Origin of the sequence: Acinetobacter sp. WCHA39, from assembly GCF_002165385.1 — a bacterium.
Lineage (GTDB): Bacteria > Pseudomonadota > Gammaproteobacteria > Pseudomonadales > Moraxellaceae > Acinetobacter.
In genome coordinates this window covers 70,756-95,875 of sequence record NZ_NHRP01000012.1, presented here as the reverse complement: position 1 = coordinate 95,875, position 25,120 = coordinate 70,756, and the positions used below count along the sequence as shown (strand labels likewise).

Sequence of the window (25,120 nt, the reverse complement as noted above, 5' to 3'; positions counted from 1 at the left end):
CAGTAAGTTTATTTCGCTACGGTTTGGACTATGTTCAAATGGCTATTCTACGTTTGATTGGTTTTGGAAAAAAAGAAGAATTTAAGAAAGTGCTCGCAATTTTAAGGAAGAAAAAGCCTGATAGGACAAGGGCCCTATGAAATTTGTCGTGTACAAAGAATTTTGATACTGAATATCGTCGCCAATGGCGCAAACTTTATATCAAATACGAGTAGTTCAGCTCACAACAAACAATGTGAGTGATTCACAGGTGCTTGGTGATTTGCTTGATCAAATTCCGTTGGATGAACGAATTGATTTAGTCTATACAGATGGTGCTGATGACACAAAGCACTGCAGACAAATCTTTTTAGATCGAGATGCACATGCAGTCATTACTACTAGGAAGCATGCAAAGCTTTGGAAAGATAAGAAATTGAGATATTTAGAGAGAGGAATGAATTATTAAAAACAGTCAAAAGGCTAGGTAGGTCACTTTGGAAAAAATGGTCCGGTTATCATCATCGAAGTTTAGTGGAAACCAAAATGCATTGCATCAAATTATTAGGTGATAAATTCACAGTAAGGAGTTTTCCTAGTCAGGTAAATGAGATTCATGCACATGTAGCAGTTTTGAATAAATTCAAGCAATTAGATCATTATATCCAGGTTGTCATTTGAATTTAGCTCAATTAGGGTAGCATTCTCTTTCAAACTTTTGGCAACACAGCCTCGCTGTACTAGTAAACTAGATAAACTTGCAATAACGACTTTCGCAAGAGGTTTTATCTTGATGCGGTTGTGTAATGTTGGGTAGCGAATTTAAAAAAAATCAATCCAATCTGTAGAATAAAAATTCACGCTTTTTTCACCTATTTCCATCTAAGTTTAAACATGAAGTAATTCAAATAAATCATCTTTCTCAGTTCAAGTTGAAGGCAAAGGAGTAATTATGACTCTCGTATTGATATTGCTTAGCTTGTTGATTCAGTTTTTTGTGTTGTGGGCTGCATTTTATTTCGAACTCAATCGAACAATTGGTAGTATTGTGGCTATCGCTACTGCGATTCTATGCGCGATTTTTATTACACCTTGGAGTTTAGTGGTTGGTATTCCCATCATTTTAATGAGTATTATTTTACTTGTTGCACCATTACGTGAAGTGTTAATTGCTAAACCTGCATTTAATATTCTTTCCAAAGCAATGCCTAGCATGAGTATTACAGAAAAAGAGGCTTTGGAAGCAGGTACAAGTTGGTGGGAAAAAGAATTATTTATGGGAGCGCCTGATTGGGAAAAGTTCGATCAATATCCATATCCAAAACTTTCTGTAGAAGAACAATCTTTTATAGACAATGAAGTTCAACAACTTTGCTCCATGCTTGATGAATGGAAAATTCACCACAAAGATAAAAATTTACCTCCTGAAGTTTGGCAGTTTATTAAAGATAAAGGTTTTTTAGGACTCATCATCCCAAAATCATTTGGGGGAAAACAATTTTCAGCATTTGCTCAAAGCCGCATTATGAGCAAGATAGCATCACGTTCATTGACTGCGGCAGTGAGTTGTATGGTGCCCAACTCGCTTGGTCCCGGTGAACTATTGCTACATTACGGTACAACTGCACAGAAGCAACGTTATTTACCCGGCTTAGCAAATGGTACAGAAATTCCTTGCTTTGGCTTAACCAGTCCAGAAGCTGGTTCTGATGCGGGAGCGATTCCAGATACAGGTATAGTCTGTTATGGGTCTTATCAAGGACAAGAAGTTCTTGGTCTAAAAATGAATTTTTCTAAACGATGGATTACGCTTGCACCGATTGCAACGGTAATTGGTTTGGCGTTTAAGTTGTACGATCCAGATGGTCTATTGGGTGATAAAAGTAAAAGCGAATATGGCATTACCTGTGCATTAATACCTGCAAGTCATGAAGGGATAAAAATAGGTGCACGCCATAATCCTGGTGCGCCATTTATGAATGGAACTGTGGAAGGAACAGACATTTTCATTCCAATCGACTGGATTATTGGCGGTCAACAAAATGCAGGTAAAGGTTGGCGCATGTTGATGGAATGTCTAGGCGTTGGTCGTGGTATTTCTTTACCAGCATTGGCGACTGCTGCGGCTGAGATGAGTTACCTTTTAGTTGGTGCATTTGCTAGCGTTCGACAACAGTTTAAAGTGTCAGTTGGGCATTTTGAAGGTGTGCAAGAGGCAACCAGTGATATTGCCAGTGATGCCTATATGCTTGAGTCATTTAGATACATGGTGACTTGTGGTTTGAATCAGGGTGGGACTCCAGCCGTCATGACAGCTATGGCAAAATACTATGCGACTGAAACTATGAGAAAAGTGATTAATCATGGTATGGATGTCGTTGGTGGACGTGCGATTCAGCTAGGACCACGTAATTTTATGGCTTTAACTTATCAATCCATACCTGTTGCAATTACCGTAGAAGGGGCAAATATTCTTACGCGTTCTTTGATGATTTTCGGTCAAGGTTCCATGAGATGCCATCCGTATTTATTTGAAGAACTGCAATTATTGCAAGCAGATGATAAAGCGAGTGCTCTAAAAAAATTCAATAACTTGTTATTTAAACATCTTGCTTATACTTTTAATCGTGCTGCTAAAGCGCTTGCATTTGGTCTCACAGGGGGGAGTAAAGAGGGCTCTTCATCGGCTGACGATTTCTCAAAACCATATTATGCAATCATCAATCGTATGAGTGCTGATTTTGCTTTGACGGCAGACATGGCATTGGGAATATTGGCTGGAGATTTAAAACGTAAGGAAATGCTTTCAGGTCGTTTAGCAGATATTCATGCCCATTTATTTATTGCAACAGCGATTCTTAATTATTATGAGCATGGACAAAGAACTGAGTCGGATCAAAAACATGCAGAATTAGCATTAAATAAGGCTCTCTATAATGCTCAGGAAGCATTCTTTGGATTGTATGAAAATTTCCCTGTGAAAATTGCTGCGACATTGGTGAAATTAATCAGTTTCCCATTTGGTCGACCAGTCACAAAACCATCCGATGAACTTAAGCAACAAGTTGCTCAATTACTGCTAAAAGAGAATTCATTTAGAGCGGAATTGAAAAAACATGTTTATTACACAACCGATGAAACAGATGTGATGGGGCGCATGGAATCAACCTTCCAAATGTTGCTAACCTTGCAGCCGCTTTGGGATAAGTTTAAAAAAGCTGAATCGAAAGATCAGTTTAAAGGGCTGACTTTTGAGGAACATATTACAGATGCAGTTGCAGTGGGTTTTATTACTGCAAATGAAGCGGAACAGCTTTTAAAATATAACGCTAAACGCTACGACAGTATGCTGACTGATATATTTGATCAGCATTTAGAAAATGACCTGTCTCTTGGGAACCCTCATTTGAAAAGTTAGATAAGGTGGTCAATAAAAAAGCGAGATATCCAAGTCTCGCTTTTTTATTTTTTATAAATTAAATTTTTTACGATAGCGCCAAAGTGTGGTTCGACTCATACCCAGTGCTTTTGCTGCGAGTGAAAGATCATTTTGGTATTGGATTAATGTTTTCCGTATCGTTTCTTTATTGATTTTATCCGAGATCAGTAATGGTTCATCTACAATGATTGAATTTGAAGGTGGAATATGTTGCTTATCAATAATTTCATCGGGTAAATCGCAAACATCTATTTCAGACTTCTCGTTTGCCATGGTCAGTGCGTAAAGGAGCGTATTTTTTAATTCACGGACATTTCCGGGCCAATCATATTGCATTAAGGTTTGTAATGCTGAATTAGATAATTTAGTCGATGTACCAAAAACATTGTGTTGTTCAGATAAAATATAATCTGCAATATATGGAATATCTTGCTTACGATCACGCAGTGGTGGGACAAAAATTGGAATAACACGCAGTCGATATAATAAATCTTGACGGAAGCGTCCAAGACGAGCTTCTTCTCGTAACGCTCGATGAGTAGCGGTGATAATACGGACATTCGCTCTAATCGATTTTTCTCCACCTAAAGGTGTAAATTCACCAGTCTCAAGAACTCTTAATAATTTTGCTTGAAGTTCTAATGGAATTTCAGCGATTTCATCTAAAAAAAGTGTTCCGCCTGCAGCACGTTCAAATACGCCTTTATGTTCTCGAATCGCCCCTGTAAAAGCACCCTTAACATGACCAAATAATTCGCTTTCCAGAATATTGGCATTTAAAGCTGCACAGTTAATGGCAATAAATACGTTATTTTTCCGCTGACTATGATCATGAATAGCCTGAGCAACCAGTTCTTTTCCACTACCAGATTCACCGCGAACTAGAACTGGAAACTCTGTAACTGCAACACGTTGAATAATGGAAAACATGCGTTGCATTTCTGGAGAATGGCTATGAAAAGTCTGCTCTAAAGTTGGGATGTTTTGATCTTGTTTTATTTTCTGTATGACTTGAGTGGATTGTAATAAATATAAGGTTCCCTCAAAGTGCTGATCGATAATTCTAATAGGATGACGATGGCAAAACAGCTCGATGGATTGAGCTGCATCACTCATCATATGTCGTCCGATTTCAAGCTCATGATGTTGTATTGTTTTTTTTAAAGTTTGAAATAACGAATTATTGATTTTTTTATCGTTCAATTCATACACAAAACGCTGCTTAGATTGATCTAAGATAAGAAAGGAACCATCTAACATTAGGGTTTGCAATTTAAACAAAAAGATCTCTAAATCAGCTTGAGTATCAAAATCAATAGCTTGGTGCATGATGTTTCATCGAATGTTTTTCATTTGAAACAATTGAAACATATTGTGCAACATTAATGAAATGGGGATTTTGTTTAAAATTAAATATTATTAATTAATATATTGTTTTATTTGAATATAATTTATATTGCATAAAGTTGGCACTTAGTTTGCAAAATAAGAATATAACCAAGCATATCGAGACAAATTGAAATGATATTTCATCAATTTTTTGAAAAAGAAAGTTCAACTTATACTTATTTGGTTGCATCTGAACAAACACGTGAAGCTGTACTGATTGATCCAGTTGCTTCTGAAATAGAAAGTTATGAACAAATGTTGAATCAGTTGAATCTCAAGTTAGTTTACAGCTTAGATACGCATGTTCATGCAGATCACGTTACGGCTGCAAATTTACTCAGAGCACGTTTTGGCTGTAAAACAGTTTTACATCGTAACTCTGGCGTGGATTGCGGCGATATTTTTATCACTGACCGCAGTGCGATTCGTGTTGGTGAATGCTTAATAGAAGCACGTTATACCCCTGGACATACGAATGCCTGCACAAGCTATGTCATTGACAATATGGTGTTTACAGGCGATGCATTACTGATAGATGGTTGTGGTCGTACTGATTTCCAAGAAGGAAATGCTGAAACCTTATACGACAGTATCCATAAACAGATATTCACTTTACCCGACGACACGATTGTTTACCCGGGGCATGATTATAAAGGTCGTTTGTCTTCAACTGTAGGGTATGAACGCGAATCGAACTCTCGTTTAGGTCATGGGCGTAGCAAACAAGATTTTGTAGAAATTATGAAAAACCTTGATCTGCCATATCCTAAAAAGATTGATATAGCCCTACCTGCCAATAAAGCGTGTGGGAAATAAGGGGAAAATTGTGAGTGAGTTAAAACAAGTTAACCCTGAATTTTGGGTATCTGCTCAGATCAATCAATCTGATTTGGTTGAAATTGCAGCCAAGGGAATCAAAACGATTATTTGTAATCGCCCTGATGGTGAAGGTGTCGACCAGCCCAATATCATTGAAATCCAAGAAGCTGCAATACGACATGGGATTCAATTGGAATATTTACCTGTTGTAAGTGGGCGGGTGACAGATGAACAAGCAATTGAATTTAAGTCACTTTATCAAAAATCCCAAAAACCTGTACTAGCATTTTGCCGTTCAGGAACTCGATCGATTACCTTATGGGCACTGTCTCAAGTGGCTGAACTTACCATTGATCAGATGTTGTTGCAGTCAAAATCACTGGGCTACGATTTACAAGGTTTAGTCCCTCGAATTTTGAAGCAAAATCCAACTCAGTTAAACAATATACCGACTTTTTCTGTGGTGATTGTGGGTGGGGGTGCAGCGGGTATTTCAGTAGCATCGAGTTTGTTATCTCGTCAATCGAATTTAGATATTGCCGTGATTGATCCTGCTGAAATTCATTACTACCAACCGGGATGGACGATGGTGGGCGGTGGGATATTCGCTCCTGAAAAAACGGTAAGAACAATGGCGAGTCTGATTCCTAAACAAGTTGATTGGATTAAGGCGGCTGTTGCAGCTTTTGATCCTGATAATAAACAAGTTTTATTAGAGGGATGTAAGCCGATTAACTATGAAGTATTAGTCGTCTGTCCGGGCTTAAAATTAAATTGGCATGGAATAGAAGGTTTAGTTGAAACGCTAGGTAAAAATGGTGTGACTTCAAACTATCGTTATGATCTTGCGCCCTATACGTGGGACTTGGTTCGTAATATGAAGCAGGGTAAAGCTGTTTTTACACAGCCACCTATGCCAATTAAATGTGCTGGTGCTCCACAAAAAGCAATGTATTTGTCAGCTGATTATTGGCAAAAACAAGGTGTATTAAAAGATATTGAAATTGATTTTTATAATACAGGTGCGGTGTTATTTGGTGTACAAGCTTATGTTCCAGCTTTGATGGAATATATTAAACGTTACAATGCCAATTTACACTTTAATCATCAATTGATTAAAGTCGATGGAAGCCAAAAGCGAGCTTGGTTTAAGGTCAGTGAAGGGGAAAATACTTCGGTGATTGAAACTGATTTCGACATGATTCATGTTGTTCCTCCACAGCAAGCACCTGATTTTATCCGAGCGAGTAACTTGGTTGATACTGCAGGTTGGGTCAGTGTTGATCAGCATACCTTACAGCATAGTAAGTATCCTTATATCTTTGCTTTGGGTGATGTCACTAATGCACCAAATGCGAAAACGGCAGCAGCTGCACGAAAGCAAGCACCTATTGTTGCAGTGAATGTATTGCAGTACTTAAAAGGTAATCAGAATTTTGCGCAATATGACGGTTATGGATCTTGTCCGCTCACAGTTGAGCGTGGAAAGATTGTGTTGGCAGAATTTGGTTATGGCGGAAAACTGTTACCTAGTTTCCCTAAGTGGTTGCTCGATGGGCAAAAACCTTCACAGCTTGCATGGTTGTTAAAAGAGCAAATTCTACCACCGATGTATTGGGATGGAATGCTCAAAGGTCGTGAATGGCTGGTGAAGCCAAAACTATAGTTTATTCAGCTTAAATAAATCAAATACTTAGTCCTGATTCAGAGCTGAGTTAGGGTAGTATTTTCTCCATAAATGGGTTCATCCTTGTACGAGGACATTGCATATCATGTGGTTATTAGTCTTAGAAGGTCTTGCGATCGGATGTTTACTTGGATTGACAGGTGCAGGTGGCGGTATTTTGGCTGTACCAGCATTGATGGCGAGTCAAGGATGGACAGTGTCTCAAGCTGCACCAGTAGGTTTGTTGGCAGTAACACTTTCTGCATTTGTTGGCATGGTTCAAGGCTTATTCAAGAAAATCGTACGTTATCGTGCCGCAATATGGATCGCTTTAATCAGCTTGCCATCAGCACGTTATGGGATCCATCTTGCGAGTATTATTTCTCCAGTTTGGTTAAGCCTTGGTTTTAGTATCGTGATGATGATTGTGGCTTATCGTATTTTCTTCAATAAGGTGAATGATTTTGAAGATCCGCCGTGTAAGGTCAATCAATCAACAGGGCAACTGATTTGGAATGTTAAAACTGCTTCAGTGTTGGGTATTATCGGTGTGATTGCAGGTCTATTAACTGGATTATTAGGAGTTGGTGGTGGTTTCGTGATTGTGCCAGCTTTGCGTAAAGTCACTGATCTAGATATGCGTAGTATCGTTGCAACGTCACTGATGATCATTTTCTTAATTGGTGGTGTAAGTATTTCAATACACATCATAGATGGCTTTCAGTATCCAATCGTTGTAACTGTTAGCTTTGTTGTGGCTTGTATTATCGGCATGCTAATTGGCAGAAGATTAATCAGCCTGATTGATATCAAAACGGTACAAAAGGTATTTGCTGTAGTGGTAATTTGTGTTGCGATTTATTTGGTGATTTCAAGCGTATCGAAAATCTTGCCCATGATTTCACTTTAATTATATTGTTATCTATTTGACTTTTAGTTTCTAAAACTGAGCCTAGACTCAAACGATCAGGTTTTGAGTTTAGGTTAAAAGATACATACATTTATGTTTCCTATGTAATTTTGTATTATGATGCTAAGAGTTCACTAGCATGCCTAAAAGGATGCTTCACATAAACTTCATATGATTTCTATTAATATCATAAATATAAAAAGAGATTGGGTCAGGAAGAATCAATGTTTAAATTTTTTCTGCGATGGATGGATAGTTGGTCACTGACTGATACTTTAGATAAACAGCATATTCCTTTTCAAGAAAGCTCAAAAGATACCAAGATTCAGTGGTTTAGAATTTTACCATTCATTTTGCTGCATATCGCTTGTCTTGCAGTTTTTTGGGTGGGTGTGTCTTGGTTTGCTATCGCATTCATGCTGTTTTTTTATTTTATTCGTATGTTTGCGATCACTGCTTTTTTTCATCGTTATCTTTCGCATAAAACCTTTCAAACTTCGCGTCCAATACAATTCTTTTTTGTGTTGATCGGAACCATGAGTGCACAGCGAGGGCCTTTATGGTGGGCAGCTCATCATCGTTATCATCATCGTTTTACTGACACAGATCACGATCCGCATTCATCTACACATGGATTTTGGTACAGTCATATTGGATGGTTTTTAAATGAACAGAATTTTTCTACACGAAAAGAAGTCATTAAAGACTGGCTAAAGTTTCCTGAAATTGTTTGGTTAGACCGTTTTAGTTTACCTGTGGTCTTGTTCACTGCTTTTGCAATTTATGGTTTAGGTGAGTGGTTGAGTATTGCTTATCCGAGTTTAGGTACTTCAGGCTTACAGCTATTGGTATGGGGATTTGTGATTTCAACTGTTTTGCTGATTCATGCGACTTTATGTATCAATTCACTTGCGCATTTGTATGGCAGTCGAGACTTCGAGACGAAGGATAACAGCCGAAATAATTTATTTTTATCGATTATTACATTGGGTGAGGGCTGGCATAACAACCATCATTATTATGCGGGGAGTACTCGGCAAGGTTTCTTCTGGTGGCAAATCGACATTACTTATTACATTTTAAAAATGATGTCTTTTTTCGGTTTGATTTGGGGAATTAAACCTGTACCACAACGTATTTATGATACCCATAAAAGTCATCAATTAAATCTCAAAATAAACACGAGTAAAATTCAAAGCGAGGAGTCTTGATGAAGATTGCAATCGTAGGCTCTGGTATTTCAGGTATATACGCTGCGTGGAAATTATCAAAACAGCATGAAGTCACTATCTTTGAGAAAGAACAGTATTTCGGTGGACATACGGATACACATGATCTTTGGATTGAACGTAAAAACGTTGCTGTAGATAGCGGTTTTATTGTATTCAATGATTATAATTATCCTCTATTTAGCGCCATGCTTGCCGAATTAGGTGTGGAAGCACAGAATAGTGACATGAGCTTTTCAGTCAACAATCAAGTGACAGGGCTTCAATATAATCCATCAAAAAAATGGTCACTATTAACGCGACCTCAGAATTTTTTAAATAAGAAATTTCGGACCATGCTGTCCGACTTGATTCGCTTTTATCAAGACAACAAAGATATTCAGTTAGATCAGTGCAACGCTGAACTGAGTATCGAAGACTATCTGAATCAAAATGATTATTCAGAGGTATTTCGCCAAGAACATTTATACCCAATGTGTGGTGCATTGTGGTCAAGCCCAGTGGATCAAGTTGGAAATATTCCTTATAAATTTGTCGTAAGCTTTTTTCAACATCATCGTATGTTGCAATTGGAAGACCGCCCTCAATGGCAGACGGTCAAAGGTGGTTCAGCTTCTTATATACGAGCGATTCAAAAAGCTTGTCCATCAATTATTTGGAAAAAATCGCAAGTTCAACAAGTGATTCGTGAAAATGATTTAGTTCATATTGTCACGAATCAAGAACAAGAAACTTTTGATTGGGTTGTGTTTGCGAGTCATGCTGATGATACGTTAAAGCTGATTCAAGATCCTTCGGCAGATGAGCGAGATGTATTAGGTTGTTTTGATTATCAAGATAACTTTATGGTGGTACATTCTGATACTTCGATTATGCCGAAGCGTCAATCTCAATGGGCAAGTTGGCATGTGCATGTCACTGCTCAAGAAAAACATCAAAAAAATAGCAAAGCTCATCAAGTACACTATGGATTTACTTACTGGATGAACAGTTTGCAGAAGCTACCGTGTAAGACTCAGATCTTTTCTACACTCAATCCGAATATGCCGATCGCAAAAGATAAGATTTATGTCGAACGTCGTTATCGACATCCTGTTTTTGATAAAAAAGCAATTGAATCACAAGCGCGTTGGGATTTGATCGATGGTCAAAACCGCAGTTCATTCTGTGGGGCATATTGGGGTTGGGGCTTTCATGAAGATGGGGCGAGAAGTGCTCAACGTGTAGTCGATGAACTATTAAAATTGAACGGCTAAATTTGGAGGTGATCACATGTTTGAAGATTCACTTTCCATAGCCAAAGCTCAGATTAGACATCGGCGCTTTTATCCTAAAGCACACGATTTTGAGTCTAGTTTGAGCTATTTATGTTTTGATCCAGATCGTATCGATCAAAACCTAGATCGTTCATGGCTTTGTTCAACTTCGCGTTGGAATATCTTAAATCTTTATGAAAATGATTTTCTAAAAGGCTATACAGGTTCGATCAGAGAACGAATTAAGAAAATCCTTTTGCAGCAAGCGGATACGATTTTATCGACACAATCAGAAATTCGTGTGCTCGCATTGCCAAGAACTTTAGGATTTAGTTTTAATTCAGTCATCTTTTATTTTGTACTCAATCCTCAAAAACAACCTGTTTTCATATTGAGTGAAATCACCAATACCCCTTGGAATGAACGTAAAGTTTATGTGCATGACTGTCGTCAAAAATTAAAAGAGCACAGTCATTTCAAAAGTTATGAATTCGAGTTTGAAAAGAGTTTTCATGTCTCTCCATTCATGCCAATGGATATTCAGTACAAATGGCGATTTAACTTTTCAGATGAACAAAATGTGATTCATATGCAGCTTTATCAATCAGATAAATTTATCTTTGATGCAACGATGCGTTTCACTTTAACCAGCATCACAGTTCCTTCACAACTGAATCGTTATGCTATTTATCATATCTTTGAACCTTTCAAGATGTTAGCTTCGATCTACCTTCAAGCTTTTCATCTATGGCGAAAGAAAGTTCCATTTTATCGGCACCCAAAAAAAGATAAGGATTTAAAACAATATGATGAAAACGCTTATTTTCGGTGAACAGGATTCACTGCCTTTGGTTCTTCGAAGCTTGCTCAAACTTCGTCATGGACAAATTCATTTTCGTGGAGAATGGAATGGTACCGTGGGAGAGCTTTCTGATTTAGAAGCGACGATAGAGATTCATAATAAAGAATTGATTGATCTGATTTTTAAAAATGGTGTACTTGGTGCAGCTGAAGGTTATATTCGCGGCTATTGGAGCAGTGAACACCTCGTTGAAGTCATTCAAATTTTGGCGAGAAACCGTCATGTGCTTGATAAGATTAATCAGAATGTGATTTCTCAAACCAGCCAACTTGTATTAAAAGCTTGGTACAAAACACGTAAAAATTCATTGTCAGGAAGTCGAAAAAATATTGCAGAGCATTACGACCTGAGCAATGACTTTTTCAAACTCTTTCTTGATTCTTCAATGATGTATTCCAGTGCAGTATATAAGCACAAAGATATGACTCTAGAAGAAGCTTCTGATTATAAAAAAGAGCTGATTTGTCAGAAATTACAACTCAAACCGATGGATCACTTGGTTGAGATCGGAAGTGGTTGGGGCGGATTTGCGATTTACGCTGCTCAGCATTATGGCTGTAAAGTGACCACGATCACCATTTCTCAAGCACAATACGATGAAGCAACTAAACGTATCGCCGATGCGGGTCTCAGTCATCGTGTCAATGTTCAGCTCAAAGATTACCGATTGTTAGAAGGCAAGTTCGACAAGTTGGTTTCGATCGAAATGATTGAAGCGGTGGGTGAGCAATATCTATCGACTTACTTTAATAAATGCCGATCCTTATTAAAACCGAACGGTTTGGGATTGATTCAAGCTATTACGATTGAAGATGCACGCTATAAAAAAGCCTTGAATACCGTGGATTACATTAAACGCTATATTTTCCCAGGGAGCTTTATCCCTTGTATCAGCGTTTTAACTCAAGCGGCATCTGAACAACAGTTACGCTTAAAACATCTTGAAGATATTGGCTTGAGCTATGCTGAGACGATTCATCAATGGCGTGAGCGTTTCTTAAATGCTAAAGAACAAGTTTTGGCTTTGGGATTTGATGAAAACTTTATTCGGATGTGGGATTTCTATCTTTGCTATTGCGAAGGTGGCTTTAAAGAAGGGGTGATCAGCGATGTACACCTGTTATTTGAAGCAAGTCCTTATTAATTTCTCATTATTTTAAGCATCAAGGAGGCAGTTATGATATGGCAATTGTTTTTACTTGATGCCGTTGTGATGACGCTTTGTTGGTTGTGGGCAACAGTTAACCATCGTGCTGGTATCGTAGATGTCGCATGGAGTTTTTGTATTGTTCTCAATATTGCCATTACAGCATTGTTTGTTGAGATCGCTCCGTTAAATGTCAGATTGTTTCTCGGCGTATTCAGTTCAATATGGTTCTTGCGTCTAACTTTGCATCTATTCCGTCGTTATTTAGCTGAGCATGAAGAAGATCGTCGATATGCCAACATGCGTAGAGCAATGGGCAAATATCAACATTTTGGTTTCTTTCTATTTTTCATGTTTCAGGCTGGATTAGCCATTTTATTTAGCATTCCGATGTGGAGCTTGCTCAATGTGCCAAGCATGTCTTGGAGCATGGATACCAATGATTATCTGATTATTGCAGGTCTAATTATGTTTGTTGCATTCGTCGGTGAGACGGTTGCAGATCAACAATTATATCGTTTCAAGCAAAATCCTAAAAATCATGGCAAAACAATGGATCAAGGTCTGTGGAAGTATTCAAGGCATCCAAACTACTTCTTTGAATGGCTGCATTGGTTTGTTTATCCCATCATAGGAGTAGCTGCAGGATTATTAAGCTTGTGGATCTATCCAATTTTGATGTGGTTATTCTTGTATTACATCACGGGTATTCCATTCAGTGAGCAACAAGCATTAAAAAATCGAGGTCAAAATTATCTCGATTATCAAAAACGAACTTCAATGTTTATTCCGTGGAAACCCAAACAGTAGGTACTGCACATGGACTTTATTATTCAAAAATCTTTAAAACTCGTTGAAAGCGGTTTAGTTCCAGATCAGGCAATTCGTGCAGCAATCCGTGCATTGAGTAAAAAGCGTTTGATTCAAGAAGGGCGCTATGATCCTGAGCAAGGTGCACAGCGTTATATGGACGTGCTCAATATGTTGAAGCACAGTGAGATTGCGATTGAAACGGACAAAGCCAACGAGCAGCATTATGAATTACCTACAGCATTCTTTCAGGCGGTTCTGGGAAAACGTTTGAAATATAGTGCATGTTTCTTTCCCCATGATCGAACAAATTTGGATGAAGCTGAAGAGTTTGCACTACAGATATATAGTGATCGTGCTCAATTACATGATGGTCAACAAATTTTAGAGTTGGGTTGTGGGTGGGGATCATTTACCTTATGGATGGCAGAGCGTTATCCAAATGCAAAAATTACGGGAGTGTCTAATTCAGCTACTCAACGCCAACATATTCTTGCAGAAGCTCAAAAGCGTGGTCTAAACAACGTAGAAATCTTAACCTGTGATGTTAATGTGCTTGAGTTAAAAGCGAATACTTTTGATCGTGTGGTTTCGGTTGAAATGTTTGAACATGTTCGAAACTATCAAAAGCTTTTTGAGAAAATTCAGTCTTGGCTCAAAGCAGATGGGATGTTGTGGTGTCATATTTTTTGTCATCGTTTCTTACATTATCCATTTGAAATTAAAAGTGAATATGATTGGATGTCGCGCTACTTCTTTACAGGTGGTCTGATGCCATCAACGTCTACATTCTTACATTTCCAAGATCATTTAGAGCTATCTAAACATTGGCAATGGTCGGGTACTCATTACGAGAAAACAGCGAATGCTTGGTTAGAAAATATGGATCGCAATGTCGAACAATTAAAACCACTTTTTGAACAAGTTTACGCTCAAGATGCAGATGCATGGTGGCAACGTTGGCGTATTTTCTTTATGGCTTGTGCAGAATTATTTGGGTTTGAACAAGGGCAAGAGTGGGTTGTCGGTCACTTCCTGTTTAAAAAGAAAGTCGTATAATTAAAGATAGCTCTGTAAGTAGATCAGCCAATGTTTAGATCGAAACAAAATGACGGAAATCATCATCCACTCGGTGAGATGTTTAATCGCTATTATTGGTTGCAGATCGGGCTGATCGCACTCTCAATTATTATTGGTATTGCTTGTAGCGCATGGGTGATTAAAGGTTCATTACTCAAAACTGCGCTTGAACAAGAAATGGAACATTATTGGATACGTGTTGATCGTAATCCAAATGCCGATCTTCCAGACACTAAAAATTTATATGGCTATCGTTGGTCATCAAACAAGCCTCCGCAACCACTTCGTGATTTGACTTTACAGCAAGGCGTGCATCGTATTTTTGTAGATGGCAAAGATCGTATGACTGTTTATGGCAAGCGCAATGGTCAGCATGTGTTGTTGGTGTTCGGTGAAAGTAACGTCAATAAAATTGTTTGGATGTTTGGTCTTGCGCCATTAATGTTTAGTTTGATTGTGCTCTATAGCATTTTATGGTGGTCAAATCGCCGTGCGAAACGTTATTTCTCACCGATTACCCGTCTTGCAAATGCGCTAGAACAAATAGACTGGGTTCATCAAAGTAAAGAGGCTTCTCCATTTCAAGATATTAGTACCAATGGCAACTTGGAAGCAGAATATCTAAAACAGGCATTAGAAAAGTACCATGAAGTATTGAGTGAGTTTATTTATCGTGAACGCGAGTTTACGGGGGATGTTAGTCACGAATTACGTACGCCTTTGACGATTTTGAAAGGTAATGTCCAAATCTGCCAAGCAAGATATGGTAATGATAAATCATTGAACCGTATAGCAAATACCATTGAGGACATGCAATTACTCGTAGATACTTTACTTGCAATTGCACGTAACACCACCAATACCCTAAATGCTGAGCAAACCCGATTATCTGCCATTATTACTGATCTCGTTCACGATTTAGATATGGTGAGCCAAAGTAAAGGAATAGAGATCTTGGTGCAGTATGATGATTCAGAATCAACACGTTTATTATATCCATCAATGACAAAAATGGTGTTTAGCAATATTTTGCGTAATGCGCTAAATTATTCTCAAGGCTCAAGTATTCATATTATTCAACAGAAAAATCGCATCATCATTGCTGATAACGGCATTGGAATTAGCCTACCAGATGAATTAAAAGTTCGAGAGTTAAGTCGTAGTCAGCTAAAACTTAATCCTAAAGGACATGGCATAGGTCTGCAGTTAGTAGAAAAACTATGTATGCAACTAGGCTGGAGAGTCGAGTTGTTCGATCGTCAATATTATTTAAATACACATACTGACCTTGAACTGCCCAATGCAACAGGATTAATTGTTGTGGTATATATGAATTAAAGCACTTAATCCTCAAGTGCGATTTTTAAACCAACACCCGAAATCGTATGAATGAGTTTTTGTTGAAAAGGTTTATCCACCATTTTACGTAAATTATAAATATGACTACGTAAAGCATCGCTTTCAGGCTCTTCATCACCCCAAAGCTCAATAATAATTTCTTGTTTGGTTATTACTCTTGGTGAGTTTCTCATTAAAATTTTAAGTAATTTAAATTGAATCCGTGGTAATTCAATGTGTTGCCCTGCACGAATAATGGTTTGTGTGGAGCTATCTAAAATTAAGTCATGGATTTGAATTTTATTTTTGGAAACTTCGCCTAATGAACGCTTAATTAGGGCACGAATACGCATGACTAATTCATTGAAATCAAAAGGTTTAACTAGATAATCATCTGTACCTGCAACAAAACCTTTCAATTTATCATCTAAGGTGTCACGAGCGGTAAGCATAAGCACGGGAATATCCATACCTTGTTCTGTTCTTAACCATTCGCATAAATCGTAACCAGAGCCATCAGGTAAATTTATGTCTAATAAAAGCAGATGATATGCCTGTGTTTTAAGAAAATTACGTGCAGCATCCAAGTTACGCGCATGATCAATTACAAAACCATGTTCCTCTAAAAACTCACATACAGTTGCCGCAAGTTCATAGTGGTCTTCAACCATCAGGATAAATTGGTTGCTCATAATAATATCCACTATGGATTAAGTAATTGTTGTTTTAATTTAGCATTAAAAGGTGAATTTCCAAACCAAATTTTAAAATACTGATTTGCTTTTTGATCTGTAATCGCACCGAGAGTCTTTTGATTTAAAGATAATGTAAGTGTATTGCTATTTTGATTGTAGCTGAGGCTATAGAGATCACCTTTTTTTACAGGGTGATATAATTCTGTGATGTTATTCAGTGGTGAGTTATCTGAGAAGTCTGCAATATTTTTCTTAAGGAAATGAGTCGCTGCGCGTTTAAATGCCCATTCAGGAATGTTTTGACGATAAGAAAAGTCTAGGCGTATGTTTTGGTTTTCCCAGTTTTTTTTACAATCCTCTGCAAAGTATGTCACTGAACCAACAACTTTTCCCGTAACAATTAGTGGGGCATTCCGACAAGTTTGAACACTTGCATGCACTACATGAGTACCTACTATTAAGTTAATGGCACAAAATGAAAATATTTTCTTCGTTAAATTAGAATTCATTTTTAGCTCCATTGTGCAAAGAAATACTCAATTCAAAGCTCATTTAATAAGATATATTTTTAATAGGCATAAAAATTCAGATTTTTTTCAATACGTTCAATTTCGTAACGTGCATATGCAGGATTTGTTAGAGTATGATCTAAAATTGCATATAAAAATAGGTTTTGATTACTTTCAAGGGGAGTAATCATATGATATTGATTGTGTAAACTGATAAATATACCTTCAAGATAATCCATTGGATCAAACTGACGTGTCAGCTTTATTTGCATGTTATATATATTCGTAACTTCAAGTATAGCACTATCTATATTTATATGATGATCTCCTATAGATTTTAATATAGAACCATCATAATTATCTATCACAGCAAGGAAGATTAAACCATCAATGTGACTAAATTGATTTAATAAGAAATTATCGTTCATATATATCACCCTTGAATTATTACAAATTTATGATGGCCGAATTTTAAACTATTTTTTGAAAGGTAAAACCAGAGAGTAACCCTTTCCAATATATGGTAATGAACGATATAAGCCATTGGCAGGATCCCAATAATCTTGTTGAAAAACTATTTGGCTAGAGGAGTTGATTTTGATTTCGCTTATGCCATACGATGCCATAGTTTTACTACGACCAAACATTTTAAAATCATAAGACATATACCAATGTATATAGGCTGAATCTTTTTGATAAGTGGCACTAATAAGTTTGACATTGACGTTACTCACATGCTCATTCATACCTGAAAAATGTTTTACCAAATCTTGTTTGTTCGAAAACTGGGATAAGGTGTCATTAATGTATAGGTCATTAGCATAAAGTTGGCTTGCATTTTTAATAAAACTTGGTGTTCCAAGCGTATTGAACGCTGAAGTGAACCGCTTACCGATCTCAGTCGCTTGTTCTTGCGTCAAAGCAATGCCTGATATTTCTTTACTTGCTTTGCTATAGTCAGATGAATAGCTTGGTATACTTTTACACGAAGCTAAAGAGAATAAGGCTAATGTTGAAACCGCTAAAGTTCGTATAAATGCCATGCTCGTAAACTCATTTCATTTTATAAATAGTTTAGAGCGCGTTATGTGAATCTGATGTGAACTGATTATTAAACCTAATACGTTATTCATAGCCTAAGAAAATAATTTCTTGGTGGTGTTTCAAAAAGTATGCTGAAACAAAGCAGGTTGAATTTTGATAAAAATAGAGAAATGCGAATAACTCTAGAAATCAAATGTCCAACCTGCCTCAGTGACAGTATCAAGAAAAATGGCATCAAAGTAGATGGGAAACAAAACTATCAGTGCAAAGACTGTAAACGTCAGTTTATTGGTGACCATGCTCTGAGCTATCTAGGATGTAATTCAGGCATTACTCGTAAAATATTACAGTTAATGGTCAGAGGCAGCGGTATACGAGATATCGCTGAAGTTGAGCGAATCAGTATCGGTAAAGTTTTACGTACTTTAACCGAATCGACCTACCAAATTCAGCCTAAACAAAGTCATTATGAGTCTCTTGAAGTTGATGAGTTTTGGACTTTTGTGGGAAATAAAAATAATAAACAATAGCTTATTTACGCCGACCATCGAGAAACAGGTGAGATTGTTGCTTATGTTTGGGGTAAAAGAGACTTAGCTACAGTTCAACGATTGAAAACAAAGCTTAAACAATTAGGTATTCACTACACTCGAATTGCAAGTGATCATTGGGACAGTTTCATAACTGCTTTTAAAAACTGCAAGCAAAGTATTGGTAAATTTTTACTGTAGGTATTGAAGGTAATAATTGCAAAATAAGGCATCGAATTAGGCGTGGTTTTAGAAGGAGTTGTAATTTTTCAAAAAAGATTGAAAACCATTTTAAAGCTTTCGACTTAACCTTTTTTACATCAATAATGGCTTCATTTAATGTCAGCGTACTTTTTGAAACACCACCAATTTTCTTTGCTTTTGAAACGGCCTTAAGACACATGTTTTAAGGTCGTTTTTTCATTGTTGGATCAATCCAAAAAGAAATCTTTCTGTAGATTGGTATTTCCAGCGACACATGCATATTGAGAAAAGTCAGTGATGCCAATACGAGACAAAGCTTGTTCATCAGTGAGGCTTTGTCCTGTAAGTTCACCTCTAGCCGTGCTATAAATCGCAAAAGCTGCATCAGCCATGATCTGTGGTTTACGGCTGACCTGTAAGGTATTTTCTTCGCCTAAATTCTTCGAAACGGCTGCGGTTGCGATATAAGTTTCAGGCCAAAGCGTATTACATGAAATACCATAGTGACGAAATTCTTCCGCCATGCCTAAAGTCAAAATCGTCATACCATATTTAGATAGGGCATAAGGTGCAAGCATCCCGAGCCATTTCTGTGACATATTTACAGGCGGTGATAAGCTTAAAATATGTGGATTTTCAGCTTGCTTTAAAAAGGGCAATGCAGCTTGTGCGCAGATAAAGGTTGCACGATGGTTAATGGTTTGGATCAGGTCATATTGTTTTAATGAGGTGGATTCCACTCCCATTAATGCAATTGCACCTGCGTTATTAATCAGCACATCAATTCCGCCAAAGGCTTTGGCGGCTTGTTGAATAGCGGTATGGATTTGCTGTTCATCTCTAACATCTAGTAACAGTGGCAATGCTTTGCCACCAGCAGCTTCAATTTCTTCAGCCACACTATAAATTGTACCTGTTAATTTAGTGGTCTCGACTTCGGTTTTTGCTGCAATCACGACATTCGCACCTGTCTGAGCTGCTTTTAACGCAATCGCTCTGCCAATACCTCGACTGCCGCCAGTGATAAAAACAGTTCTTCCTTGCATATTATTCATTGATATTTCCTAGATTTGACTTGTTGTAAACGTTGAATTAGATCATAAAAGGGTGAGCAAATTTTTCAGGATCATAGAGTCGACGTTGCTTGGCAATCTCTACAATTCGATGGCGGAGCTGACGTTTGATCACGGCATAGGTTTGGCGGTGTTTTTGTGCCATATCTTCTGCAAATTTAAACACCTCATGACTTAATGCTTCGATCGGTTCAATTTGGTGAACGATTTGGGATTGTAGACATTCAGTGCCTGTCATGGTTTTGCCTGTCAAAGACATTTCCCAAATTGCATGTTGATTAGGAAGTAGTTGCACAATTTCAGCAATGATATCTGTAAAAGGAATGCCCAGATGGACTTCTGGAAAGCAAAAACGTCCTCGATCTGATCGCATAAATCGGAAGTCACAAGCAGACGCGAGAATTGCACCGCCTGCATAAGCATTACCACCGATTTCAGCAATTACAGGTAAGTTGAGTAATGCTAAACGGAGCAACATATTTTCAAGTTGCAGGGTAAAGGCTTTTTTACCTTCCAAAGATTGTTGCATTAACCAAGCAAGGTCTAAGCCGTTACAAAAGGTTTTAGGATGCTCACTTCGAATAATTAAACAGGCATTATTTTTATCACTTTCAATTTCATCAAAAATAGCAAAATATTCTTCTAATACCGCTTTATTTAAAGCATTTTCCTGATTGCCATTCGTCAAATTCAGCACATAGGTCGATTGCTGTTTATCGAGTGTCATGGTTGCCATTTCAGCAATTCCCCATTGTTTTAGTCATCAATCTTGAGGTTATTATTTCGAAGAAAATACTCGCTCAATAGGGGAGACTATGCCATATTAATGATCATTTTAGGACATAGGATGTGTCATGCGTGATCCTTTTGGATTGTTTCAAGAAACCATCTCTGTTTCTTATGCCCATGTATTATTAGAAATCGTTTATGAATACGGCATTGATGCACACATCGCTTTGTATGGAACGGGATTGATTCCGACTGAAATGCAACAAGCCGATGCCAAGATGAGTGCGCATCAATGGTCAAAATTGGTGGTGAATGCGTTACGATTGACGGGGAATCCGCGTCTTGGGATTGAATATGGGTTTAGGTTACGTCCAACTTCGCATGGGGCTTTAGGGTTTGCATTTCTCAGTTGTGCGGATGTTGAAACGGCGTTAAGTCTTTGTCAGCAGTATTTTTGTACTCGAATTCAAAATTTTACCCCTGAATGGCACATTGATGAAACGTTTATCTATGTTTATCTAGATGATGTTCATCCAGTGAAATTAGGTGATACAGAACAATCTGATCAGTTAAGACATTTCCTGATCGAGAGCTTATTATTTGGAGCAATTCATTTTCTCACTTTATTTTCTGACAAAATTGCAGAAAGTTGTGAGGTTTTTGTGGATTGGGCAGATGCTCAGAATTATGAAAAAATTGATTTATCCCAGATAAAGATTCATTTTAATCAACCACGTAATGGTTTTCGATTTTCTAAAAAATATTTACATTGTAAGAATTTGAATGCAGATCAAGTCGCATTCCAACAGGCTATTTTGTATTGTGAAAATGACAAGCTTAAACTCGTAAAAGTAAGTACACGTGACTTACAAAAAAGTATTCGTTCTGAGTTGTTGCATCATTCTAGTCACGGTTATCCCTCACTTCCATTGATTGCACAGCGCTTAAATATGTCAGAACGAACGATTAAGCGGCATTTGCAAGCACAAGGCATCACATTTTTGCAAATCTTGGCTGAGGTTCGGTTTAATCAAGCCAAGAAATTACTACAACAGCAGCAATATAGTATTCAGGATATTGCTGGCTTGGTAGGGTATGAAGAAGCCACCAATTTTATTCGTGCCTTTAAAAAGACGTTTGGGGAAACACCGAGTCAGTATCGCAAGAATAATCTATCCAAACTGAATTAATTGGGTATTTGACGTTGAATCGTTGTAATGAATAACTCTAGCGAATGCTGAATTTGCTCTGTCCATTCAAAAGAACAATTCATACGAATAAAATGTTGATGTGAGGGCAACACATTAAATAAGGGACTTGGCGCAACACCAATATGATGCTGAATCAGTTGCTCATAGATTTGCATACTACTGACTTTGTCAGGGAGTTGAATCCAGAGAAAATAACCATTTGGATAGTTATACACCTTACAGTCTTTCGGTAGATGTTGTTTGAGATATTGAAAGAATTGCTTTTTATTCTTTTCTAAGGCACGTCGCAGAGTTCTTAAATGCTTTTCATAATGATGATGAGAGAGGAACTCCACCAGCGCATTTTGAATCAGCGCATTGGCAGAAATAGTACTCATCAATTGTAAATGTTGAATATGTTCAGAGAATTTACCTGCATAGACCCAGCCCATACGGAAACTTGAACCTAAGGTTTTAGAAAAAGAAGAGCAGTGTAATACCAGATTTTGTTGGTCAAAATACTTCATTGGCAATGGTTTTTGGCTGCCATAAAACATTTCTTCATAAACATCATCTTCGATTAAATGAATTTGATGTTCATGCAACAATTTAGCGATTTTATATTTAATGTCATCGCTGACAGTAAAACCAATTGGGTTATGTGCATTCAGCATAAACCAACAGACTTTGATTGGATAATTTTTGATGACTTGTTCAAAAGCTTCAATATCAAAGCCATGCTGTGGATGTTCTGGGATGGTGATGACTTTTAAACCCAAACGTTCAGCAGCTTGCCAAGCACCATAAAAAATTGTTTGCTGCAATAAAATATAATCACCAGGTTGCGTAATGGCTTGTAGTGAAAGATTTAATGCTTCTAGTCCACCTGATGTAATGACAATGTCATCTGCATCGGTTGGAATGCCTTGCATACAATAGCGTTGCGCAATTAGCTTTCTGAGTGCCAAATTACCGGGAGGTAAATTTGAAGTTTGGTCATAACTATGGCGATTGCGGGAAAGTTGTCCCATGATCTGAATCAGTTTTGGGGGATACAGCAACTGACTGTCTGGAAAGGCAGAACCTAAGGGGCTAACGTTGGGAGATTGAATTGATTTGAGATATTTAAAAACGAGTGAGTTAATTTCAATTTTCGGATTTAAAGACACCACTGAATAGGCTTGTGGAATCTGAATATGATTTTGCTCAGCCACAAAATAACCTGACTTTTCTTTTGAATAAATCAGCCCTTGTGCTTCCAGTTCTTGGTAAGCATTCATGACGGTAATAAGACTGAAACCTGATCGTTGTACTTGCTCACGTAAAGAGGGTAACTTGGTGTGTGGCTGCCAAGAACCATTTTCAATAAGCAGTTTCAAGTTATGTGCTAATTGTTCTGATTTATACATAAAATAAAGTAAATCCGTATTGATGGAATAGACCTCATCTAAAAGCTATTCCACCCATTTTTTAATAAGCAAACATCAAGAGTAATCTAAATAGACCTGCAAAGATGGCGAGTGCAAAAAATCCGAATAACCATAAGATTATAAACCATTGGGCTGGATTTAAATGCAGCGATTTTATTTTCATACAAAGCTCCTAGTGATAGCCTTCATCATCAATACGGACTTTATTCCGAAATACTCAGTACGACTTTCTATGCTAAAGTCTTGCGGTGTTTGCATCCAACTGTTAGAGGATACTATCCAAAACATGGAAATACAGATGCCGATTGCAACCATGAGGGTAGCAAAAAATGCGCTTTGGGGTTGACCCGTCCCCAACCAAAGAGCATGATGCCGAGGAACCCCGCATTATAAATGGGATTTTGACTACATAGCCATTTGCATTCCAGCATAGCAAGAAAACAAGCGAGACCAATCGAGGCGGCAGGAAAGATAATGTGAAATGAAACAGTAAATGCAAACTGTATTCGAGCTAATTCTAAAGCAGTTAGACCAAGATTCATAAATGATCTGTTATATTTTTTTAGCGAAACTCTGTAGCTATTCAGTTGTTTGTACCTGATTCAAAATAGCATCAAGCAACGATGCAGTGTGTTAAATATTGATCAAGCATTGTAAGTCGTTTGAATGACACTAATTCGGACTGAATAGCGTATGACTATGTTTATCACTAAAGAACTTAATGCGTTGACTCAGCTTTTTCAAAGCAAAGTCCCTTCGCAAGCAGTACAACAACAGCTAAGTCTAGAATATGTAAATCTGGAAGCCACTTTATTAAGGGGCAAGATACTGAGAGATTTTTCTAAGGAGAAGGTCGCTTATATTGCTCAAGCTGAAATAGTGGAAAATGATAATAATCTCGCCTATTTATTTGCACCATTTATGATTGCTAATTTAAATCAGCCTGTGATTTATACCACGCCAGTCTCATCCTCTGTACTTAAGATATTGAATCAATACTATCAAGCTGAGAAAAGTGTCAATCTTAAAATCGAAGATGTCATCCATAGCCTCAAGCTTTATATCGAGCTGGTCGATGATGCAAAAGCAGAGCAAGATTTTCTGTTCCGTTGTTTAGTCAAAGCATTGTGTCGTACAGATATTTTTCATATTTTCTTGGTTACACATTTATCTTTAGATCAGCAACAGATTCAAATCCTAGAAGATTGTTTTGATGTAAAAATTGATGTGATTCACGCTGATCGTAGGCCAAGCATGCTCAATGATGAATTGATTGATATGCGTAGGCTGCTATTTAAAAACAAAGATGAAGCACACAAAAGCTTATGTACTTTGTTTTCCAGTCTTAATGCAAATCTAGTCGCGAAGATTGGTCAGTTTAGTCCGGCCCAAGCGGCACATTTAATCGAGGATATGTTCTATTCGGAACATATTTTTGAAAAGTTATCGGTCTATGCCGAATACATGCAAACCCGTATTCAAAATGGCGCTAGTTTTAAGGCTCTATCCACTATGTAGATTGTTATGAATTAAATTTTAGTCTTTCAATAGGAGCAGAACTTATGTCTCAACAGCAATCAAAATTCCCATACCTTGCGGTTGGAATCAGTATTTTATTGGGTTGTTTATTTTTAGTCTTTTTCTTTCTGGCTGTGAGCAACCAACCTGATTATATGCCATCGCAACAGAAGCAAAATGCTGCTCATGTACAATCATCAGCTCAATCGAAGCAATAGCTTATGTTTTTTAATCCTAAGCTTGGTTTTTCTCTTTTACTGGTGATTTTGAGCAA

Annotated in this window: 22 protein-coding genes and 4 pseudogenes; 17 read left to right on the top strand and 9 right to left on the bottom strand. The window is 37.5% G+C overall.

Annotation, left to right across the window (positions count from 1 at the left end):
• The 3 genes and pseudogenes from CDG56_RS08160 to CDG56_RS08150 form a co-directional block, all read left to right on the top strand.
• A pseudogene (locus CDG56_RS08160) lies at positions 1-140 on the top strand (IS4 family transposase); the annotation flags it as partial.
• 15 nt (positions 141-155) lie between these two features.
• Positions 156-660 (top strand): annotated as a pseudogene (locus tag CDG56_RS08155) (IS5 family transposase); the annotation flags it as partial.
• A 271-nt stretch (positions 661-931) separates the two neighbouring features.
• A complete protein-coding gene (locus CDG56_RS08150) occupies positions 932-3,397 on the top strand; it encodes an acyl-CoA dehydrogenase (protein ID WP_087547550.1) in 2,466 nt (821 codons plus the stop codon).
• Positions 3,398-3,448: 51 nt separating this feature from the next.
• Here CDG56_RS08150 and CDG56_RS08145 read toward each other — a convergent pair whose 3' ends face one another.
• Positions 3,449-4,747 carry a sigma-54 interaction domain-containing protein gene (locus CDG56_RS08145; RefSeq protein ID WP_087547549.1) on the bottom strand — a complete coding sequence of 433 codons (1,299 nt, stop codon included), beginning with the start codon at positions 4,745-4,747 and terminating at the stop codon, positions 3,449-3,451.
• Positions 4,748-4,939: 192 nt separating this feature from the next.
• On the opposite strand from CDG56_RS08145, the gene CDG56_RS08140 reads away from it, so the two are divergent.
• The 10 genes from CDG56_RS08140 to CDG56_RS08095 all read left to right on the top strand — a co-directional run bounded on the left by CDG56_RS08140 (position 4,940) and on the right by CDG56_RS08095 (position 15,924).
• Positions 4,940-5,623 carry an MBL fold metallo-hydrolase gene (locus CDG56_RS08140; protein ID WP_087537474.1) on the top strand — a complete coding sequence of 228 codons (684 nt, stop codon included), beginning with the start codon at positions 4,940-4,942 and terminating at the stop codon, positions 5,621-5,623.
• A 10-nt stretch (positions 5,624-5,633) separates the two neighbouring features.
• On the top strand, positions 5,634-7,292 hold the full coding sequence (locus CDG56_RS08135; protein WP_087547548.1) for a bifunctional protein tyrosine phosphatase family protein/NAD(P)/FAD-dependent oxidoreductase: 1,659 nt from the start codon (positions 5,634-5,636) through the stop codon (positions 7,290-7,292).
• Between the two features lie 106 nt (positions 7,293-7,398).
• Positions 7,399-8,202: a sulfite exporter TauE/SafE family protein gene (locus tag CDG56_RS08130; protein ID WP_087547547.1), complete on the top strand. Its 804-nt coding sequence runs from the start codon at positions 7,399-7,401 to the stop codon at positions 8,200-8,202.
• Positions 8,203-8,426: 224 nt separating this feature from the next.
• Positions 8,427-9,413 (top strand): acyl-CoA desaturase, encoded by a 987-nt coding sequence (locus CDG56_RS08125; RefSeq protein WP_087547546.1) that lies wholly within the window; start codon positions 8,427-8,429, stop codon positions 9,411-9,413.
• Positions 9,413-10,687 (top strand): NAD(P)/FAD-dependent oxidoreductase, encoded by a 1,275-nt coding sequence (locus CDG56_RS08120; protein WP_087547545.1) that lies wholly within the window; start codon positions 9,413-9,415, stop codon positions 10,685-10,687. The genes CDG56_RS08125 and CDG56_RS08120 overlap by 1 nt, the downstream gene beginning before the upstream one ends.
• A 16-nt stretch (positions 10,688-10,703) precedes the next feature.
• The gene (locus CDG56_RS08115) at positions 10,704-11,519 is read left to right on the top strand and encodes a DUF1365 domain-containing protein (protein ID WP_087547544.1); all 816 of its coding nucleotides are present in this window, start codon (positions 10,704-10,706) and stop codon (positions 11,517-11,519) included.
• Positions 11,494-12,693 carry an SAM-dependent methyltransferase gene (locus CDG56_RS08110; RefSeq protein WP_087547543.1) on the top strand — a complete coding sequence of 400 codons (1,200 nt, stop codon included), beginning with the start codon at positions 11,494-11,496 and terminating at the stop codon, positions 12,691-12,693. Before CDG56_RS08115 ends, CDG56_RS08110 begins: the two co-directional genes overlap by 26 nt.
• A 33-nt stretch (positions 12,694-12,726) precedes the next feature.
• Positions 12,727-13,506, top strand: coding sequence for a DUF1295 domain-containing protein (locus tag CDG56_RS08105; protein ID WP_087547542.1), 780 nt, complete (start codon positions 12,727-12,729; stop codon positions 13,504-13,506).
• Positions 13,507-13,515: 9 nt separating this feature from the next.
• Entirely contained in the window at positions 13,516-14,565 is a 1,050-nt protein-coding gene (locus CDG56_RS08100) for an SAM-dependent methyltransferase (protein ID WP_087547541.1), read from the top strand.
• A 30-nt stretch (positions 14,566-14,595) separates the two neighbouring features.
• Positions 14,596-15,924 (top strand): sensor histidine kinase, encoded by a 1,329-nt coding sequence (locus tag CDG56_RS08095; protein ID WP_087547540.1) that lies wholly within the window; start codon positions 14,596-14,598, stop codon positions 15,922-15,924.
• Positions 15,925-15,929: 5 nt separating this feature from the next.
• Here CDG56_RS08095 and CDG56_RS08090 read toward each other — a convergent pair whose 3' ends face one another.
• From CDG56_RS08090 to CDG56_RS08075, 4 genes are read right to left on the bottom strand one after another with little or no spacing between them, the layout of a single operon-like run.
• A complete protein-coding gene (locus CDG56_RS08090) occupies positions 15,930-16,616 on the bottom strand; it encodes a response regulator transcription factor (protein WP_005159494.1) in 687 nt (228 codons plus the stop codon).
• Positions 16,617-16,627: 11 nt separating this feature from the next.
• The gene (locus CDG56_RS08085; RefSeq protein WP_087545871.1) at positions 16,628-17,128 is read right to left on the bottom strand and encodes a chalcone isomerase family protein; all 501 of its coding nucleotides are present in this window, start codon (positions 17,126-17,128) and stop codon (positions 16,628-16,630) included.
• A gap of 59 nt (positions 17,129-17,187) precedes the next feature.
• On the bottom strand, positions 17,188-17,556 hold the full coding sequence (locus tag CDG56_RS08080; RefSeq protein ID WP_087547539.1) for a hypothetical protein: 369 nt from the start codon (positions 17,554-17,556) through the stop codon (positions 17,188-17,190).
• Positions 17,557-17,604: 48 nt separating this feature from the next.
• Positions 17,605-18,171: a DUF2358 domain-containing protein gene (locus tag CDG56_RS08075; RefSeq protein ID WP_087547538.1), complete on the bottom strand. Its 567-nt coding sequence runs from the start codon at positions 18,169-18,171 to the stop codon at positions 17,605-17,607.
• Between the two features lie 171 nt (positions 18,172-18,342).
• Between CDG56_RS08075 and CDG56_RS08070 the strand changes: the two are divergent.
• Positions 18,343-19,042: pseudogene (locus CDG56_RS08070) on the top strand (IS1 family transposase).
• Positions 19,043-19,133: 91 nt separating this feature from the next.
• Here CDG56_RS08070 and CDG56_RS08065 read toward each other — a convergent pair.
• Together CDG56_RS08065 and CDG56_RS08060 are read right to left on the bottom strand one after the other, a co-directional pair.
• Entirely contained in the window at positions 19,134-19,961 is an 828-nt protein-coding gene (locus tag CDG56_RS08065; RefSeq protein WP_087547537.1) for an SDR family oxidoreductase, read from the bottom strand.
• A 37-nt stretch (positions 19,962-19,998) separates the two neighbouring features.
• Complete coding sequence (locus tag CDG56_RS08060) at positions 19,999-20,715, bottom strand: enoyl-CoA hydratase/isomerase family protein (protein WP_087547536.1); 717 nt, start codon at positions 20,713-20,715, stop codon at positions 19,999-20,001.
• Positions 20,716-20,833: 118 nt separating this feature from the next.
• Here CDG56_RS08060 and CDG56_RS08055 point away from each other — a divergent pair, with 118 nt between their 5' ends.
• Positions 20,834-21,898: an AraC family transcriptional regulator gene (locus CDG56_RS08055; protein ID WP_087547535.1), complete on the top strand. Its 1,065-nt coding sequence runs from the start codon at positions 20,834-20,836 to the stop codon at positions 21,896-21,898.
• Here CDG56_RS08055 and CDG56_RS08050 read toward each other — a convergent pair.
• Both CDG56_RS08050 and CDG56_RS17155 read right to left on the bottom strand, forming a co-directional pair.
• Complete coding sequence (locus CDG56_RS08050) at positions 21,895-23,307, bottom strand: PLP-dependent aminotransferase family protein (protein ID WP_005159513.1); 1,413 nt, start codon at positions 23,305-23,307, stop codon at positions 21,895-21,897. The two genes, CDG56_RS08055 and CDG56_RS08050, sit on opposite strands and share 4 nt — an antisense overlap.
• Positions 23,308-23,553: 246 nt before the next feature.
• Positions 23,554-23,870, bottom strand: a pseudogene (locus CDG56_RS17155) (cytochrome ubiquinol oxidase subunit I); the annotation flags it as partial.
• A 151-nt stretch (positions 23,871-24,021) separates the two neighbouring features.
• Here CDG56_RS17155 and CDG56_RS08040 point away from each other — a divergent pair.
• Positions 24,022-24,846: a hypothetical protein gene (locus tag CDG56_RS08040; protein WP_087547534.1), complete on the top strand. Its 825-nt coding sequence runs from the start codon at positions 24,022-24,024 to the stop codon at positions 24,844-24,846.
• Between the two features lie 44 nt (positions 24,847-24,890).
• Positions 24,891-25,064, top strand: a complete 174-nt coding sequence (locus tag CDG56_RS16890) for a cbb3-type cytochrome oxidase assembly protein (protein ID WP_143225229.1) — start codon at positions 24,891-24,893, stop codon at positions 25,062-25,064.
• Positions 25,065-25,120 lie beyond the last annotated feature (56 nt).